Below are 15,430 nucleotides of genomic sequence, written 5' to 3'. Positions count from 1 at the left end.
TTCATCTATGTATATTTTGAATGTTAAGTTGAAATAACACAAAAGCCTCCATTTAATGCAACATGTTCAGTATAACAGCTTGGAATCTTTATTCTGTTACAGCAGTATTTCAATTTATTCTAATTGTGAAATATTTATGTAATATATTAGAAATTATAATATTTGAAATTATGAGATTTTTAAACTAGAAAGGCTTAGAATTTAATTGTCATAGCTTAATTTGTTGCTGTATATTTATTTTTTGCCTTAAGAAACAACTGAACGCAAAGAAGAGCTACGAAGGTGTAGCTCTTCTTTGTATAAAAAATAGGATCACTCCTCGGCCCACTTAAAGTTTGGAACTATAATACACCGTAGAAATCGCCCAACCAGCTAAATGAATAATCAGTAAAGTACCTACTACTTCAATTGCTGCCAACTCCATTCCGAAAATTACAAAGATGAACTGAATATACATGGCGACCAATGTGATCTTCCAGGCATTTGCTAAAGCTTTCATAGTGATACTTGCGTACCGCTCATCAAGTCCTCTGTTTTCTGCAGCTTTCTTCCGTCCCCACCACAGTCCGAAAAGTCCTCCCGTTACTCCGAGCAATAATCCCAGTAGACCTAACAGTTGGTTTGTTTCCATCCTTATTCACTCCCTTTCTCAAATATAAAGACATCTTCAATGCGAAGTTGAAATAAAGTAGCGATTTTATACGCTAATTCCAATGACGGTTTATAGCGTCCATTCTCAATTGAAATGATTGTTTGTCTCGAAACACCTAATTTCTCAGATAGCTGCTCTTGCGTATACCCGAAAGATGTTCTTAGCTCTTTAATTCGATGCTCCATATTCTATCCCTCCGTGTAAAGCTCGCTTTACGTAAAGTATACTTTACTTCGAATAAAATGTAAAGCCTCCTTTACTTCCGTTTATAGTCACAAAAAAAGAAGCCCGCACTGGCGCTTCTCTTTCGGTAATAATGTACATTACCTATTTATATTTACTTAACAATTCTTTTGGGATATGACAATAATCATTGGGACATCTCGTTAGCCGGTCTTGATGTTCTTCCGCACTTTTTACATAATTCGAAAGCGGTAGCACTTCGACAACTATACGCTCACAATCGTTTCTCTCACGAATAAATGCTTTTACCTCTTCTAAATGCTTTGGATTTTCACTATACACGCCAGTTCTGTATTTTTCTCCAACATCTTGCCCTTGCCGATTCGAACTATAAGGATCAATGATTTCAAATACATACGACATCAAGTCTCGAATCGTCAACATTTCTGGATCAAACTCTGTTTTCACACATTCCGCGTAGCCATCATAGTCCCCATCAAGTGTATGACTCGTCCCATTTGCTCGTCCTGCTTCTGTCGCCTTTACTCCAGGCAAGGTTTTGATAAACGCTTGTACTCCCCATAAACATCCACCCGCAATATATATGACTTCCATATGGAACCTCCCTAGCCTAACTATTTAGAGCCAGTATAACATTATCATAAAGCCTGCTCATTAATTAATACTTACTTTATATTGAAGAAAGGCTGTGTAATAACCACTCTTTATGGCTTATAATAACCCAGTACTTCCGCTTGTATTGCCTCTACTTTCAATGAATGCTGACTGCTTCTAAACCAATCATCCCCGATGAGAAAAACTTCATCTTCTCCTAAATAAATTTTTTCCATACTCATTTGAAAAATCTCTTCCATTCCCGAAGTGCTGCTGTTAGGGGATGCATTTTTTTCAAACCATGCATTGTATTCTTCAAGAGAGCCAATTCCTAAGCGATGAGCCTTACCATAAAATGTATTCAATTTTTGTTCATCAACAAAAATTTGCCCGTCTAAAATTTCAATTGTTTCCCCCGGCAAACCGATAACCCGAGAGATGGTTTCTTGCATTCCATCAAAAAAATCATATTCGTATTTAACAACATCTCCGCGCGATATCTTTTTGTCTTTATACGCCAATGGATTAATTACTAGCGGATATTCTGCATACTCATGATTGCCTCTATCCATCGCATCATAGTTAAACTCAAAAATTTCTAGTGGCTGCGTATATTCCGCAAAAACGGGGATGTCTACATCTGGATCTGTATCAGTCACTACTGATTTTTCTATGCCACCAGTTGATGGTAGTTGCGGCACTCGCCCTTTATCGTTAACAATCTGGATTGCAAAAAGCGCAACGACTGTCAATAAGATCACAAAAACCGCTGCATATGTGAACCACTCATATTTTTTTATAGTAAATTTATGTGGCCGTTCTCCAGCTTGTATTTGAAATAGCATATTGCGTTGTAAAGATTTGCTAAACCTCGGGCTTTTGCCAATAAAATCATCGATATCCCGCTTAAATTTGTTCATCTTGGAATCCCTCCCACTCGCTTGTATCAACAGAGTTTCTTAACAAACTTTTAGCTCTGTGCAATCTTGTTTTCACCGTACTTTCCGGACAGTTCAGCAGTTTGGATATTTCGTTAATAGTGAATTCATGATAATAATAAAGAAGAATGGCTTCTCTGTATTTGATCGGCAAATCTAAGACATATCTTGTTAAATTGAAAATATCTGATTCTAATTCATACGATTCTTCAATTGATTTTGAGTTCAATAGTAGATTCCCAACAGTCTCAGTAAAAATAATTCGTTTATTTTTCCAGCTTCGCAAATAATCATGGCACCGATTGATCGCCATTTTAGATAGATACGTTTTCAGCGAAGAGCGATGTTCAAACTGATTGGCTTTTTGATAATAAGTAAAAAAAACTTCTTGAAGGATATCTTCCGCAATCGACCAATCTTTCACATATAGATAAATTAACCGCATCAAGTATTCACCCTAAACACTCATGACCTGTTCAATGTGTTCCTCATTTAATTTTTTATCTCTAAGATTCTTAGCCAACTATTACACCGCCCCTTCCTAAACACCCCATAGACGTAAGTTTTAAGATTTTAGTTTCAAATTTTTAAAAATAGAAGTTTAAAAGTCTATCCGGCCGCTGAAATAATAAAAGGCAGATAGTGGCTTTAATGCCTTCTATCTGCCTTGCCTTTATTATATAAAATAATTAGGTATATGATTTGACGGATTATTTACTTCCGATAATCCGGAATATGTAAACCAAACCTAATCGAAATTGCTTTTAAAAAAAACTTACGAAAGAACCCATCGAGTGTTCTGTTTACTAGTAACCTCTTTTGCACTTGTCACTCTTCTCGATATTCAACAATTTCTTTTATATACTCGCTATCACTTTCATCAATTTTATAAAAGTCGATTTGATCCCAACTCTCACTTGTTCTTCTTCCAATAATTGCAGTATCTTCAACAAACCATAATTTTGAATCGATTAATCCAACAGAAGCATTTGGATTATTTAACTCAATGTACATATCAGGTTTTTCCAAATCAATATTGGGATCATCAATTTCCTTCGCGTTCAAGTAAATCATAATGAAATTATCGATAATAGTTGGGTTTTCTGAATCAGTAAAAACACTTTCGTGAATTATTTTGCTTGAATTTTCGATGTCCTCATAACCAATTTTTATTTCTTTCATAACTTTGGCCTCACCTATGTTGCCTACAAAAAAACCACTCAAAAATATTAGACCAATAATTAACAAACTACCGATTAATTTCACTGTTGTACTCAAGTAAATCCTCCTCTCATATTTACATCAAGAAAAATTTGAAATATCTTCTTACATAGCATTTTTCGGTTAACTTAATTATACCAATTTTACCCATTAAAAAATATGTAATAATCAAAATTTTTAGGTATATTTAATTTTATTTCTGAGATACTAAATAACTCTAACCGTCCGTAAAAGTACAGTTTCGTAAACAAAAAGGAGAAAAGATGCGCTATGTACAGCCCCTTCCCGCCATTTCACTATAGGTAGCTTCCGATAAGGTGTCCTATGTTAACTAATTTTCTTTAAATTCCACAAGTTCCTAAGGTATTTAATACAAATATCTAATAAAAAACTCGAAAAGAACAACTTGTTCTCTTCGAGTTTCAGTTATTTTACTAATTTAAAATAAGTTATTTAATAATGAACCATGCCATCTTTTCACCCGTCCATTCTTCGGCAATACACAGATGAAGAAGAGTAGTATAAAAGAATAAGTTATTTGAAATCCATATCATCCCTAAAGGGTTTAGAGGTTTTTTAGGGTTTTAATAAGGTAATATTCTATTCTGCTTTTATTTGAATAAGTACATCCTTTGGAAAATTAACAATGAAGTGAAAGATTCCATTTTGATTCACTTGAACCGTTCTACCAGGTGTATTGTAATCTACGAAGCCTCATTCATAATAAAAATCATTATAAAGTTGAATCTATTCGACCAAATGCTGCTCTAAGCTAACGAATAAAAGCATCCTTTAGTGAAATAAATCTTATTTATTGCCTTTTATCTTATTTTTCATTTCACCACAAGAGTTATTTACCAACCTTTACGCGTAGATAAAGAAGTGATATGTGCTAGATGATGTCTTCCGTGCCAAGCGTAGCTGCCTATGTTTTCTCCAACAGAAATTTCACCTGAATCTGGATGTATAAATGTTTTTTCAATATCAGCAGGGCTCAAGTTATGTAAAAGGTTGGTCCAGCGTTTATGCAAGGCGGTGAGCAACGAGAGTGATATATCAATGGGCAAATTGTAATCAGGAAGTTCCGCCCAGTCCCCTTCGTTATAGGGCTTAATTACAGGTTTTTCTTCTGTCAAGGCCAACTTAAATCGAATATAGGCATTCATGTGACTATCTGCTAGATGATGAACTACTTGACGAACGGTCCATCCCTCTGAACGATAAGGGGTATTAAGCTGTTCTTCATCCAAGCTTCTTACAGCATCTTGTAACAGTCCTGGTAAATCTTCAATCTCACTGATCCATCCCCCAATCACACTGTCAGTAACCACGCCATCAAATTCAAACTTGCCAATTGGATATTTCTCTTCCGTTATAAAGTGCTCATAGGCAAGCTTGGTTTCACTCGGCTGAACGCTCAAGGTTAATGAATACTTTGTTTCTCTTTTCATTTTAATTCCTCCCTTATCGATTTCTCTTTAAGTATAAAGTGAAAAAACAGTATGGAAGCAGGGAATCATTGATATATACTATCAATATCGTTGATAGTAGGGAGTGGACAAAAGATGGAATTGCTTTATTTCAAAACACTAATTCAAGTGGTGAAAAGCGGCAACTATACACGAGCTGCTTATGCTCTGGACTACTCACAATCCAGTATCACCACTCATATTCAAAAACTTGAAGCAATTTACGGAGGAACTTGCTTGTTGGAAAGACAAGGAAATTCGATGAAATTAACACCTGCTGGAGAGGTGATTTATGGTTATGCAGAGAAGTTGCTGACGTTATACGAAGAATCACACGAGCGATTGGCAACACAAGAGGTTCACACGATAAAAATTGGTTCTATTGAGACATTGGCCATTTATAAACTGCCCACTATTTTAGCTGACTTTAAGAAACGCTATCCTAATATTAAAGTGCAAATCCAGCCGCATACAGAATCGACCATAATAGAGAAAATTGCTAATAAAGAACTCGACTTCGGGCTTATCATCGATCGCCCCCTCCATTCGAATATGATCAATAAGATTCTTTTAACGAAACAAGCGATGAAAGTGATTATTCCATCTGCTCATCCTTATGCAAAAAAGGAACGGATGACTATTGATGACTTTAAAGATGAAACTATCATTCTAACGGAAGAAGGGTGTACATACCGAAGTTATTTAGTAAACCAACTGGAAGAAAGGAAGATGAATTTTACTATATCAATGGAGTTAAGCAGTATAGAAACCATTAAAAAAGCGGTACAAAGCAACTGGGGAATTGGCTTCATACCGGCATTCAGCTTAGAAAAAAAAGACAAAGTAATTGGAATTCCTTTTCAAGATGAAAATTTTCAGTTTTACAGCCAACTTCTCTATAAAAAAAGTAATGTCAGTAATCTAGCTCATCAGTACTTAATTAATCTGTTTCAAAAAAGTGCCTTATAGCCACTACTGATTAAGAGTAATCGTATGCAATGTAAAAAAGTAAAAAGATCTACAATTAGCCTCTTCTTCTCTTTCTATTCAAGCAGCTTCCTATAATTCATGATATGTAAACTCATGTCTAGTCAAAATATGATCCAATATGTTATATATGTTCTAACATTCTAAAAAGGATGCTCCCTTACTATCTCTAATTATTGAAAGGAGATTTATTGATGACCTATTTTTATTACATTGCCTCCGATATCGAGTTAACCACGGAAATCTATAAAGAACATGAATTATATTTTGAAAGATCTAATGAACGGATTAAAGGATTCGACTTTCCTATCCAGCTTGAAATTGATAATGGTATTAATACAAAAGAAGAAGTAGATATTCTGTTTGAGTACATTCACAAAAAAGCTGAAAATCACAAAAAATGTACCTTTCAAGTTGCCAAGCTGGTTAATTCTAATAGAGTACCATTCAAAGTCTTAGAGAAAAAACAAGTACACTTACACAAACTCAAGTCTTCAGAAGAATTATTTTTGCCTGAAGGCCATTTGCTCACTATCAAAAAAGTTCCAGTAGTGTATTAAAGATAGATGTAATTCAGCTTAAAACCGTTCGTAAAAGTACACCTACATGAACGAAAAAAGAAGATGTCTAGAACCAGCAACTTCTCCAGTTTTCTCTTATAGACTTCCGATAAGCTGCATTATATAACCTCTAAATATGGTCCTAGAGCCTTAAAATATAGCCTTTTGAATGTATCATTTTTTCTAACTAATTCACTTTCCCTTGTAATATTGCTAACTTCTTTAGAATCTATTACTTTAATTCATTTTAGGTCTCTTTAAGATATATCTTGGGGGCGATCCAAAACCTTGTTCAGCTTCAAAATAGGCTAATTCACCAGGAATGCACGAAATGATGGAAGGAAAACCAAAACCGACTGCATGTTCCAATGCTTCTTGCAACGGCAGTTCTTTTCCGTCTATCTTTTCACTGTAAGACAGTGAGTAGCACATCTTTGCAGCACCGTTACTTTTTAGCAGCTCGTAAATGTATTTTGGACTTGAGTTGGGGGAAAGAATCTCAAACATGTATTTTTCCTTTAACATCTTTGTATATTGATGGCAGAGTCGATTCAATGCATGATTCCTTTTCTTAGGCGTAAATAATTCATAAAGAACTCTTTCCTGCACCTGTTTTTCAAAAAAAGATTTCACAACTAATTCTTCCATTTCCTTCTTCATTTTGCTTCGCTCCTTCCCACTTTGCTTATTAAGTAATTCATAATTCAAGTTCTTTTGAATGTAACTTAATTAGGATTAATTTACATTCAGAATAATTAAAAAAATTCTTCGTTTTTGGTATACTAAATACAGTTATTGTCTTTTTTAAGATAATTGTCCTAAGCTAGTCCAACCTTAAGATTCAGAACTAGTAATTTTTGAGATTACTACTATTTGTGTGAGAAAGGAGGAGCGCTGATATGGAGAGACTAGATAATTCCCGTTGGAAAATGAGTATGGCTGGCTTTACTGCGTTTGTGTTAGCTTCTATTTTTTTCTTTATAACTGGTCCTAATATAGCTGGAATACTTGGATTTTTAATATCCGCAATCGTATTGTTCATTCTAAATGTTGGTTATGTTTTTTACACAAACAAGAAATCAGGGAAAAAAAATCAGATATAGACTGACCACTAAACGTTTGCTTTTCCCTTGAATGTGAATGTAACTTAATTCACATTAAATTACATTGCATTCAAATTTAAATTCTATTTTGAACTTATAAATGTCAAAAAAATATTTTCATTCGTTTTTTAAAATTAATTTTTCTTTTTTACCATTCCATTTAATTTCTACTTCCATTTCTTCATCTTCTTGAGTTATTGCACAGCCTCTACAAGATCCTTTTGAAATGGTTGTACTACCTTCTTCCAAGGAGATATTTTTACCCGATTTTTCATCTGATCCCGACTTTATAACATAATTTATTTCTTTAGGAGAGGGTTCGGCCCCTTTGTACATAATTGAACCAAAGGTTTCTTCACTTGTTTCGTCATATATAATTGCTTCGTATTCAACTCGCCAATTTTCACTTTCACCTGAGAATACAAATTTATCTCCATCCCCACAGCCACTCAAAGTAATTAATAAAAATATAGATAACCCTATTATTTTCTTCATTTAAAATTCGCTCCTTTTATTGAATGCAGCTTAACTGCACATAAGTTACATTCGAATTTTAGTCTCTACCCGCTCATTTCCTCTAGCTACTGCTGAATCTGTTTTCGTATTATATCTTCTGTAGTTAAATTCGAACCTCATACATTAAATATACTCAGAACTAAAAAAATAGCTAGATAATTTTGGAAATAAAAGCGTTTGGAAATGTACACTTTTGCATACAAAAAGGAGAAAAGATGCGCTGCGTACAGCCTCTTCTCTCCTTTGCACTATAATTAGCTTCCGATAATTCGGGATATGTAAGTTATTATCTAAATCATTAATATCAATAATCGTTGTATTTCTTCTTCATTCATCGTAAGTTTCTTTTTTTCTAATTTCACAACTACTACTTAGTGGATATATTTTGAAACTTCTTCATCGACAAATCGTAATAAGATACGAGGAGGTGCTAAAAATAAAACGCTATCTTGTTTTCATCTTCAGTTTCATTGCGCTATATCTTTGCTATTCATGGACTTCCGGATTTTTACTTACATCCATCTTTGTCTCTCCATCTTCTATATTGATAGATCAGAACACAGTTGAACCATCGCCCCATTTGAGTTTCATTGTTTTTTTCCTGATTGCGACGATGGCTTATTTCGTTTTCCAACGCAATTTTCAAACGATAAAAGTTCCCTATTTCTAGGGAATCTGAAGGTACGTATCTAAAGCGTATTTATACGTGATAAGAAAAAGAAATAAGGTGATCAAATGTTTTTTTCGAAATGGACGCTTTTTCAAGGTGGCACATTATTTGGTATGATTTCCTTGATAGTCATTGCTGAATTCTTTTCGCTCCAAATCAGCAGCGTTTTATCTTCAGATTCATATATTTCATTTTTACTGGTTTTGACGTTCGTTTTAGTATGCTCTAGTCTAATTAGCCTTTTTTTAATTTTTCACAGCAAAAAAAGCGAACAATTTTTATCTCATCCTTTATGGGATAAGATGACTCTTCTTTTAGCCTTCCTTTTCATCCTATCCACCTTAGTTTTTATACTTGCTGTTATTTTTACACCGTTGAGTGATGTAATAGTAGTGAATCGGTGGATTTTGTACCTCTTTATGATTTACTTTTTATTTCTTCTAAACCTTTTTGTTTTGTCTATCGTACATAAAGTAAAAAAAGACCTTTCTAAAGAAAAAAAGATTGAGTTGTCTTTTGTGTGGACTGTACTAGGTATGATTATATTATTTTTCCTGATACCTTCAGTATGATTAATAAAAATAGACCGAAACCTATGAGACAGACAAATTTTTGTTTGCTTCATAGATTTTGTTAATTACTAATGGACGTTTCATTTCAAGTACCACTTAAGTGCATTTCTATAGAGTACATTTTCAGCTTGTCTGTCTTCGAGGGCATCTTGAATCAACGTAACGTCTGAATGTTGAAACGGTACTTTTGCCCTTGTAGAAGGCAAGTCTGTACCAAACATTAAAGCATGAGGATCGATAGAACAGATTGCTTGAATAGCTTCTGCTGCATCAAAATCGATTCTTCCAAAACCAGTAGCTTTTACTTTGATTCCTTTTTCAACTAACGATAAAAGAGTCGGAAATCCCTCCTTGGATAAACCCAAATGATCAATAGACACAGCAGGCAGCTGCACGACTTTCTCTGCAATTTCGGGTAAATCTCGGGAATTGATATAAAGTTCCGTATGCCAGTTTACCAGTTCGAAAACTCTTCTCGAAAAATAGTCCAGCTTGGACAGGTCTTCTGAGCCCCCTCGATTCACATTAAACCGTAACGCTCGAACACCTAATTGGTTCAACTCGAGGATTCGTTGGTCTGAAGTATTGTAGGGAAGCTGAGTAACACCAACAAAGTTCCTCCCTAGATTTTGTAAAGCGTCTATCAGGTAGGACTGATCAAATGCTTGAAATGAACCTGAAACCACAGCTCCGCCAACAACCTCTAAACGCTCAATATTTTTTAAATAATCCTTACTAGTAAAAGCCTCTGGCATAAATCCCTGATTTTCAACCAGTGGAAACCTTGGATCTATAATATGTAAGTGAGCATCGAATAATTTCATTTCTATCTCCTCCTTTTCTTTATAACCAAAGCTCCTATCTGAACTTCTTTTCTTCCAATGATTTAGTCATATATAAATTAATATTTGATTGCATTTACTAAATATCAAAATTAACTTTCTCAAGGATATTCTGCTCATTGACCACTTTGATAATCACATCAAAATTTTGACTATAGGGGTGCATAAAAACTTCATACTGAATACGCCGTTCTTTGTGAGATTTTCTAAGATCGCTTATCTTTCTCCCTCTTTCTTCAAGATCACGAGTCGACCTTCTCTTCAACTCAGTTTCTTCATTCGTATAAAAATAAATGGTTATATCAAATAGAGCTGGATCAATAAAGGCCACGCTCATCCCTTCTACTACAGCAATATTTCTTTCAGAAGAAATCAACTCACTTCTCATGTAGGGCGTATCTATTGTATAGAAATCCACCCCTTCACGAACCATGCGAATGTCTCTCTCTAAAGACGGTAAATGGTGCGCAGAGGGATGACAAGCTGTCATCTTATACCGATGATTTTCGTTTTGATAGGTATATTCGATTTTCGCATGATTACGGACCTTTGAATCTATAATGTATGGATCTGTGTTTACATAATTGATTTTGCTTTTATCCAACAGATTTATAAGCCTATTGGCAAACGTAGTTTTCCCTGCAGCACCATGGCCAGATATTCCGATAATAATTTTTCTATCCATCTCTTTTATTCTTTTTGCTAACTCTTGAATAAAATCTTCCATTCTTCCTCCCCTTGTAGGCTTATTGTGGCTTTTTTGAGCGCCATTCTAAAGCTTCTTTTTGAATTTTAAAGCCAGTTGCTCTTTTTCCTGGATATAGGATTCGATGTCGTACGGAAACTTCTGACTCAAACGGCTTTTTAATTCTCCATATTCTTTCCTAGCAACCGAATGAGTGCGAAGATAATCCCGAAATGCTAAATGTCTTTCAATTTCAAGACTTCCGAATTGATAAATATGGAGATGATGCGTCCGTTCATCTCCACCTTTTTGAAAATACCTGCGTCCTGGAATTCATTTTCGCCTTTTCCTTCATACCCTAAGCCTCGTAATTTATTAGTATAGGTATCTACTAAAGTGATTTCTTTGACTATAGCTAATATGTCTATGACCGGCTTAGCTTGTAATCCTGGAACGGATGTACTGCCAAAATGATGAATCGAAACAATCTCTTCGCCTAAAATTCCATTTAACTTATTTGCCTCTTTGACAAATAAGGATATCCACTGTTCATCATATAGCAAAACTATAACTTCTCTCAAAACTTCACCCTACTTTCGCTAACTCACAAATTTTTCATAAACATGAATTCTCTCAAATGTCATCAGGAAATGGTGTTTCGTATCTTCAAAAACAAAATTCCCCTTAAAAGTGCACTAATCTAAAGAATAGATGGAAAGAGCTAAAAGTTTGGTTTCTATCCTTCTTGGAATACTGAATATGTAACTTCTTCATTTTTATTTTAGATTCTTTTCCCCATTGCTGTTGATTGCGTTTGATAGCCCAGTTTCTCATAAAGTTTATAAGCATTAGGATTTTTGCCAAAAACATTTAATCCCATAGAGGTAATCCCATCACTCTTCATGCTTTCTTCTAATTCTCTCAATACAAAGGTAGCGAATCCTTTCTTTCTAAATTCTTCTTTAATTAAAATATGATAGATATAAACTTTCTTATTTTCGGATTGGATATTGTACCAAATAACCCCAATTGTTTTATCTTCTTTCGGTGAATAAATAGTGTAAACTAACTGACCTTCTGTGTGTTGTTTGTTTGGAAGTAGTTGTTCCATTAAATTTTTTGATTCTTCCATCGCCTTTTCTAATGGAATCATATAGTTTTCAACTAAGTCTTTAGCGTAGTCAGGTATAAAATATGCCAAGTAATGATCGAATTCTTCTTCTGTCATTTGTTGTAGTTTTGTTTTCATAATAGTCACTCCTCACATTTTAAAAAAATATAGAATATTCTATATTTTATTTCATCCCAACTAATTATACCATTATTTCCCTGTCGCTTATTTTGTCATTTCTCTAGCCCATTCTCAAAGAAGAACAGCTTATAGAAATAAAGCGTTCGTAAAAGTTCAATTTTCAAAACAAAAAGAGACTCAGGTTTGAGCCTCTTCTTCCGATAATTGGTCATATGTAAACCTAACTTTTTTAAAAGATTGCTATATAAAACATAAAAATCTATAGCCCCATTTGATTTGTTTCTTACTAAAGAAATCCCCTTAATTCTTCTATACTGAAATGTTGCAATTATATAAACTTTCCAAATAATTGAAACTATCAGTATTGTAAACCGTATAATATTTAAGAACGCTTTTATAATCGTTGTTCACTTAATAAAATTTTCTTCCCATTTTTCAAAAATATTTAAATCACAGGAGGAAAAATCAATGAAAAAGCCAATCATTTTTATTTTGACACTACTGATTCTCGGGATTGGAAATTGGCTGATTTCAACCCTGTTCAACCTGAGTTTTGTGGACGTATCCATTCCCTTCGGGGTCGTCTGCGCAGGTTTGGCTCATAGCTTTACAGGTGGAACCAGCCCGTATACCCGTCAATCAGACATGGAAACGCGCGGCGAAACCGGCATTCGAATGCCATTCAAAAATAAGGCGGCACGTACCTCATATGTTTTTTTCGGTTCTCTCACTTATTTTGTTTTTGCATTCGTTATGACGCTCGTTTATTACAGGGAGTATTTCATTGGGTAACGCCAGTTTTTCAAAATTCACTCACCGAAAGGAGGGATTTTCTTGAAAAACGTTGTCCTCATCCCGTTTAAATATTTACTCGGCTTACTCGGAATACTGTTGATAAGCTGCGCTCCCGTTCTCTTTTCACCCGGTCAATCATTTGACATTCGCTTGTTTTTCCAGACATGCTGGCAAGTACTGACTGCCTTGCTGCGACCTGCCGAGTGGCAGCTTAATTACCGTGTTCCTGGTACGTTCGATATGGTTGATGTATCCTTTTCACACTATTTAACCGGTCCTTATCTTTATTCCATGCCAATTTTGATTTCTGCATTACTCCTTGCACTCTTGCTGTCGTTCGGATTAGCCATGCTGTTCATGCTGTCAAAAGGACGTACAAAACTCATCATTTTGCAATCTACAAAAGTGTTGGAGTCGTTCCCGGATTTTTCATACATATTCCTGATTCAAATTGCGGTCGTCCAAATCTATACAATAACCGGTTACCTGGTTCTCGATTTTTATAGCTTAGGTGGCGATTTGGTTTATTTGGCACCGATCCTCTGCTTATCGGTTCTTCCGACGCTGCTGTTCTTCAAATTTTTTGTCCTTCTTTTTGAAGCCGAATGGAAGCAGCCTTACGTTGATCTTGCTAGAGGCAAAGGATTGGGAAACGTAGAGGTTTTATTGAAGCACTGCGCCTCCAATGTGCTGAAGAGCTTGTTTTTCCAGTCGAAATCCATTGTGTGGCTCACCATCTCTTCGTTGCTCATCATCGAGCATTTGTTTGGAATCGAGGGCATCCTTTATTACCTAAGAAGTGATTTCACACCGAAAGGAATAACATTTATCCTCGTGACGGTTTTTACGCCGTTCTTTCTTTTTTATGCATTCGTTGAGCTGATGATTAATAAAAAACGTATCGAACGAAATGCTGTTTTCGGAAAGTTTAATTTAAGGTTATTGGACGTTACCCAACTGCGTTCGCTCATTTCCTCAATCTTTAGGAGAGAAAGAAAAGGGACTATGAAATTTTTTCAAAAGTTACGATCAGTTTTGGTTGCGCGTTTGAAAATTACGATTCCCTTCTTAATCGTTTTGGGTCTTTTCTTCATCAGTCTCTTCTACTTCTTTTTTTACGATGACCAGGTCGGCCAAACGCAATACTTATATGCAGAGGATGGCAGCATGTTGAGCAGTGCACCACATCCTCCTTCCTCCGACCTTCCATTCGGAACGGATCCTTATGGTTATTCGATTTTTCAGCAATTGCTGGTGGGCATCAAATACACCATTGCCATCACCTTCATCATTGCTACGGTCCGCATGGCTGCCGGTTATGTATTCGGCTTCATCTATGTCTTCTATCTAAACAATAGAATCAGAAAAGCCGTGACCTCGATTGCCGATGGGATGCATTTCCTGCCCTTAAGTCTGCTGGTCTTTATGTTACTCGTGCCCGTCCTCATTAATCATGGAGATTGGACCACCACCTTACCTGAACGTCTCGCTATTCAAGTATTGATTATGTCACTCATTGTGCTGCCAATCACGATGAGCTCAATCGGCAACGAAATGAACGAAACGTTGAAGAAAGAGTTTGTGCAGAGCTCTGTGTTGATGGGTGGTTCCTTGATTTGGATTTTGGTGAAGCACATCAACCCCCAGTTGTGGCCAAAGCTTGTGTTGAACTGGACACAGCATGTTGTGCAGGTGCTCCAGATGTTTGTACATTTGGGCATCTTATCGATCTTCGTGGGAGGTGCAGCAAGTCAGGACGGTGCCGGACGACTCATTCCAGAAATTTATGAGCTGTCCGGAATGATTGCCATCTCCAGAGAGGCGTTCGTCACCCAGCAATTTTGGATGATCCTCCCGCCGATTTTTGTCTTCATGCTACTGATTTACTGCTTTAATACGATAGCCGAAGGACTGACGCAGAAAAAGCCGGTTTCTGTACCTGTAAAAAAAGAAAAGGCAGTCAATGCTCCAAAGCCTGTTGAAACTGGTATTGCAAGATTCATGAGGTTAAAAGAGCGAAATGATTTAGGGTAATTTAAAAAAGACGTCATAAATTTTTAAGAAAAATAGAGGATGGAAGGTTTGTAGAAACCTTCCATCCTCTATTCAATATTTGAAATTCTTACAATAAAATTTTTTATTTTTTATAGACTTCCGATAACTTATGATATGTAAACTTATTTATAAAAAGCTGAGTATGCTATAATTTATTAATGAAAATTTAACTTTCATAATTAATTTGAGAGAGTATAATATCTTGTGTAAATCAATAAATAAAAAGAGGAACATATTTCCTTGTAGAATTAAGTCACCACAACCAATTCACAGAAAAGTGGTCTTTCCTTTAACTCAATTATTTTACGCTCTCTA

At 35.4% G+C, this 15,430-nt stretch carries 19 protein-coding genes; 5 read left to right on the top strand and 14 right to left on the bottom strand.

Annotation, left to right across the window (positions count from 1 at the left end):
* Positions 1-328: 328 nt before the first annotated feature.
* The 7 genes from MLE13_RS11395 to MLE13_RS11365 all read right to left on the bottom strand — a co-directional run bounded on the left by MLE13_RS11395 (position 329) and on the right by MLE13_RS11365 (position 4,985).
* A complete protein-coding gene (locus MLE13_RS11395; protein WP_240749813.1) occupies positions 329-631 on the bottom strand; it encodes a hypothetical protein in 303 nt (100 codons plus the stop codon).
* A 2-nt stretch (positions 632-633) separates the two neighbouring features.
* Positions 634-837, bottom strand: coding sequence for a helix-turn-helix transcriptional regulator (locus MLE13_RS11390; protein WP_008428995.1), 204 nt, complete (start codon positions 835-837; stop codon positions 634-636).
* Between the two features lie 142 nt (positions 838-979).
* A complete protein-coding gene (locus MLE13_RS11385) occupies positions 980-1,450 on the bottom strand; it encodes a peptide-methionine (S)-S-oxide reductase (protein ID WP_240749812.1) in 471 nt (156 codons plus the stop codon).
* A 110-nt stretch (positions 1,451-1,560) separates the two neighbouring features.
* Positions 1,561-2,370 (bottom strand): S26 family signal peptidase, encoded by an 810-nt coding sequence (locus MLE13_RS11380; protein ID WP_240749811.1) that lies wholly within the window; start codon positions 2,368-2,370, stop codon positions 1,561-1,563.
* On the bottom strand, positions 2,357-2,833 hold the full coding sequence (locus tag MLE13_RS11375) for a sigma-70 family RNA polymerase sigma factor (protein WP_240749810.1): 477 nt from the start codon (positions 2,831-2,833) through the stop codon (positions 2,357-2,359). Before MLE13_RS11375 ends, MLE13_RS11380 begins: the two co-directional genes overlap by 14 nt.
* A 383-nt stretch (positions 2,834-3,216) precedes the next feature.
* Positions 3,217-3,666, bottom strand: coding sequence for a hypothetical protein (locus tag MLE13_RS11370; protein WP_240749809.1), 450 nt, complete (start codon positions 3,664-3,666; stop codon positions 3,217-3,219).
* Between the two features lie 797 nt (positions 3,667-4,463).
* Entirely contained in the window at positions 4,464-4,985 is a 522-nt protein-coding gene (locus tag MLE13_RS11365; protein WP_240749882.1) for a YfiT family bacillithiol transferase, read from the bottom strand.
* A gap of 189 nt (positions 4,986-5,174) precedes the next feature.
* On the opposite strand from MLE13_RS11365, the gene MLE13_RS11360 reads away from it, so the two are divergent.
* Complete coding sequence (locus tag MLE13_RS11360) at positions 5,175-6,047, top strand: LysR family transcriptional regulator (protein WP_240749808.1); 873 nt, start codon at positions 5,175-5,177, stop codon at positions 6,045-6,047.
* A 212-nt stretch (positions 6,048-6,259) separates the two neighbouring features.
* Positions 6,260-6,625 (top strand): hypothetical protein, encoded by a 366-nt coding sequence (locus MLE13_RS11355; protein WP_240749807.1) that lies wholly within the window; start codon positions 6,260-6,262, stop codon positions 6,623-6,625.
* A 237-nt stretch (positions 6,626-6,862) separates the two neighbouring features.
* On the opposite strand, the gene MLE13_RS11350 is transcribed toward MLE13_RS11355, so the two are convergent.
* Complete coding sequence (locus MLE13_RS11350; RefSeq protein ID WP_240749806.1) at positions 6,863-7,285, bottom strand: hypothetical protein; 423 nt, start codon at positions 7,283-7,285, stop codon at positions 6,863-6,865.
* Between the two features lie 239 nt (positions 7,286-7,524).
* On the opposite strand from MLE13_RS11350, the gene MLE13_RS11345 reads away from it, so the two are divergent.
* Positions 7,525-7,728 carry a hypothetical protein gene (locus MLE13_RS11345; protein WP_240749805.1) on the top strand — a complete coding sequence of 68 codons (204 nt, stop codon included), beginning with the start codon at positions 7,525-7,527 and terminating at the stop codon, positions 7,726-7,728.
* A 117-nt stretch (positions 7,729-7,845) separates the two neighbouring features.
* On the opposite strand, the gene MLE13_RS11340 is transcribed toward MLE13_RS11345, so the two are convergent.
* The 6 genes from MLE13_RS11340 to MLE13_RS11320 all read right to left on the bottom strand — a co-directional run bounded on the left by MLE13_RS11340 (position 7,846) and on the right by MLE13_RS11320 (position 12,262).
* Entirely contained in the window at positions 7,846-8,223 is a 378-nt protein-coding gene (locus MLE13_RS11340) for a hypothetical protein (RefSeq protein WP_240749804.1), read from the bottom strand.
* Positions 8,224-9,566: 1,343 nt separating this feature from the next.
* Positions 9,567-10,310 (bottom strand): amidohydrolase family protein, encoded by a 744-nt coding sequence (locus MLE13_RS11335; RefSeq protein WP_240749803.1) that lies wholly within the window; start codon positions 10,308-10,310, stop codon positions 9,567-9,569.
* A gap of 97 nt (positions 10,311-10,407) precedes the next feature.
* The gene (locus tag MLE13_RS11330; RefSeq protein WP_240749802.1) at positions 10,408-11,055 is read right to left on the bottom strand and encodes a uridine kinase family protein; all 648 of its coding nucleotides are present in this window, start codon (positions 11,053-11,055) and stop codon (positions 10,408-10,410) included.
* 45 nt (positions 11,056-11,100) lie between these two features.
* Positions 11,101-11,289 (bottom strand): GrpB family protein, encoded by a 189-nt coding sequence (locus MLE13_RS18030; protein WP_346429164.1) that lies wholly within the window; start codon positions 11,287-11,289, stop codon positions 11,101-11,103.
* Positions 11,250-11,594, bottom strand: coding sequence for a GrpB family protein (locus tag MLE13_RS11325; protein WP_346429163.1), 345 nt, complete (start codon positions 11,592-11,594; stop codon positions 11,250-11,252). Before MLE13_RS11325 ends, MLE13_RS18030 begins: the two co-directional genes overlap by 40 nt.
* 200 nt (positions 11,595-11,794) lie before the next feature.
* Entirely contained in the window at positions 11,795-12,262 is a 468-nt protein-coding gene (locus MLE13_RS11320) for a GNAT family N-acetyltransferase (protein ID WP_240749801.1), read from the bottom strand.
* Between the two features lie 471 nt (positions 12,263-12,733).
* Here MLE13_RS11320 and MLE13_RS11315 point away from each other — a divergent pair, with 471 nt between their 5' ends.
* Both MLE13_RS11315 and MLE13_RS11310 read left to right on the top strand, forming a co-directional pair.
* Positions 12,734-13,057, top strand: a complete 324-nt coding sequence (locus tag MLE13_RS11315) for a hypothetical protein (protein ID WP_240749800.1) — start codon at positions 12,734-12,736, stop codon at positions 13,055-13,057.
* 42 nt (positions 13,058-13,099) lie between these two features.
* Positions 13,100-15,094: a hypothetical protein gene (locus MLE13_RS11310; RefSeq protein ID WP_240749799.1), complete on the top strand. Its 1,995-nt coding sequence runs from the start codon at positions 13,100-13,102 to the stop codon at positions 15,092-15,094.
* Positions 15,095-15,430: the final 336 nt, after the last annotated feature.

It is taken from the genome of Planococcus halocryophilus (assembly GCF_022489025.1).
Taxonomy (GTDB): domain Bacteria; phylum Bacillota; class Bacilli; order Bacillales_A; family Planococcaceae; genus Planococcus; species Planococcus halocryophilus_A.
This window is presented reverse-complemented; position numbering and strand designations above follow the sequence as displayed.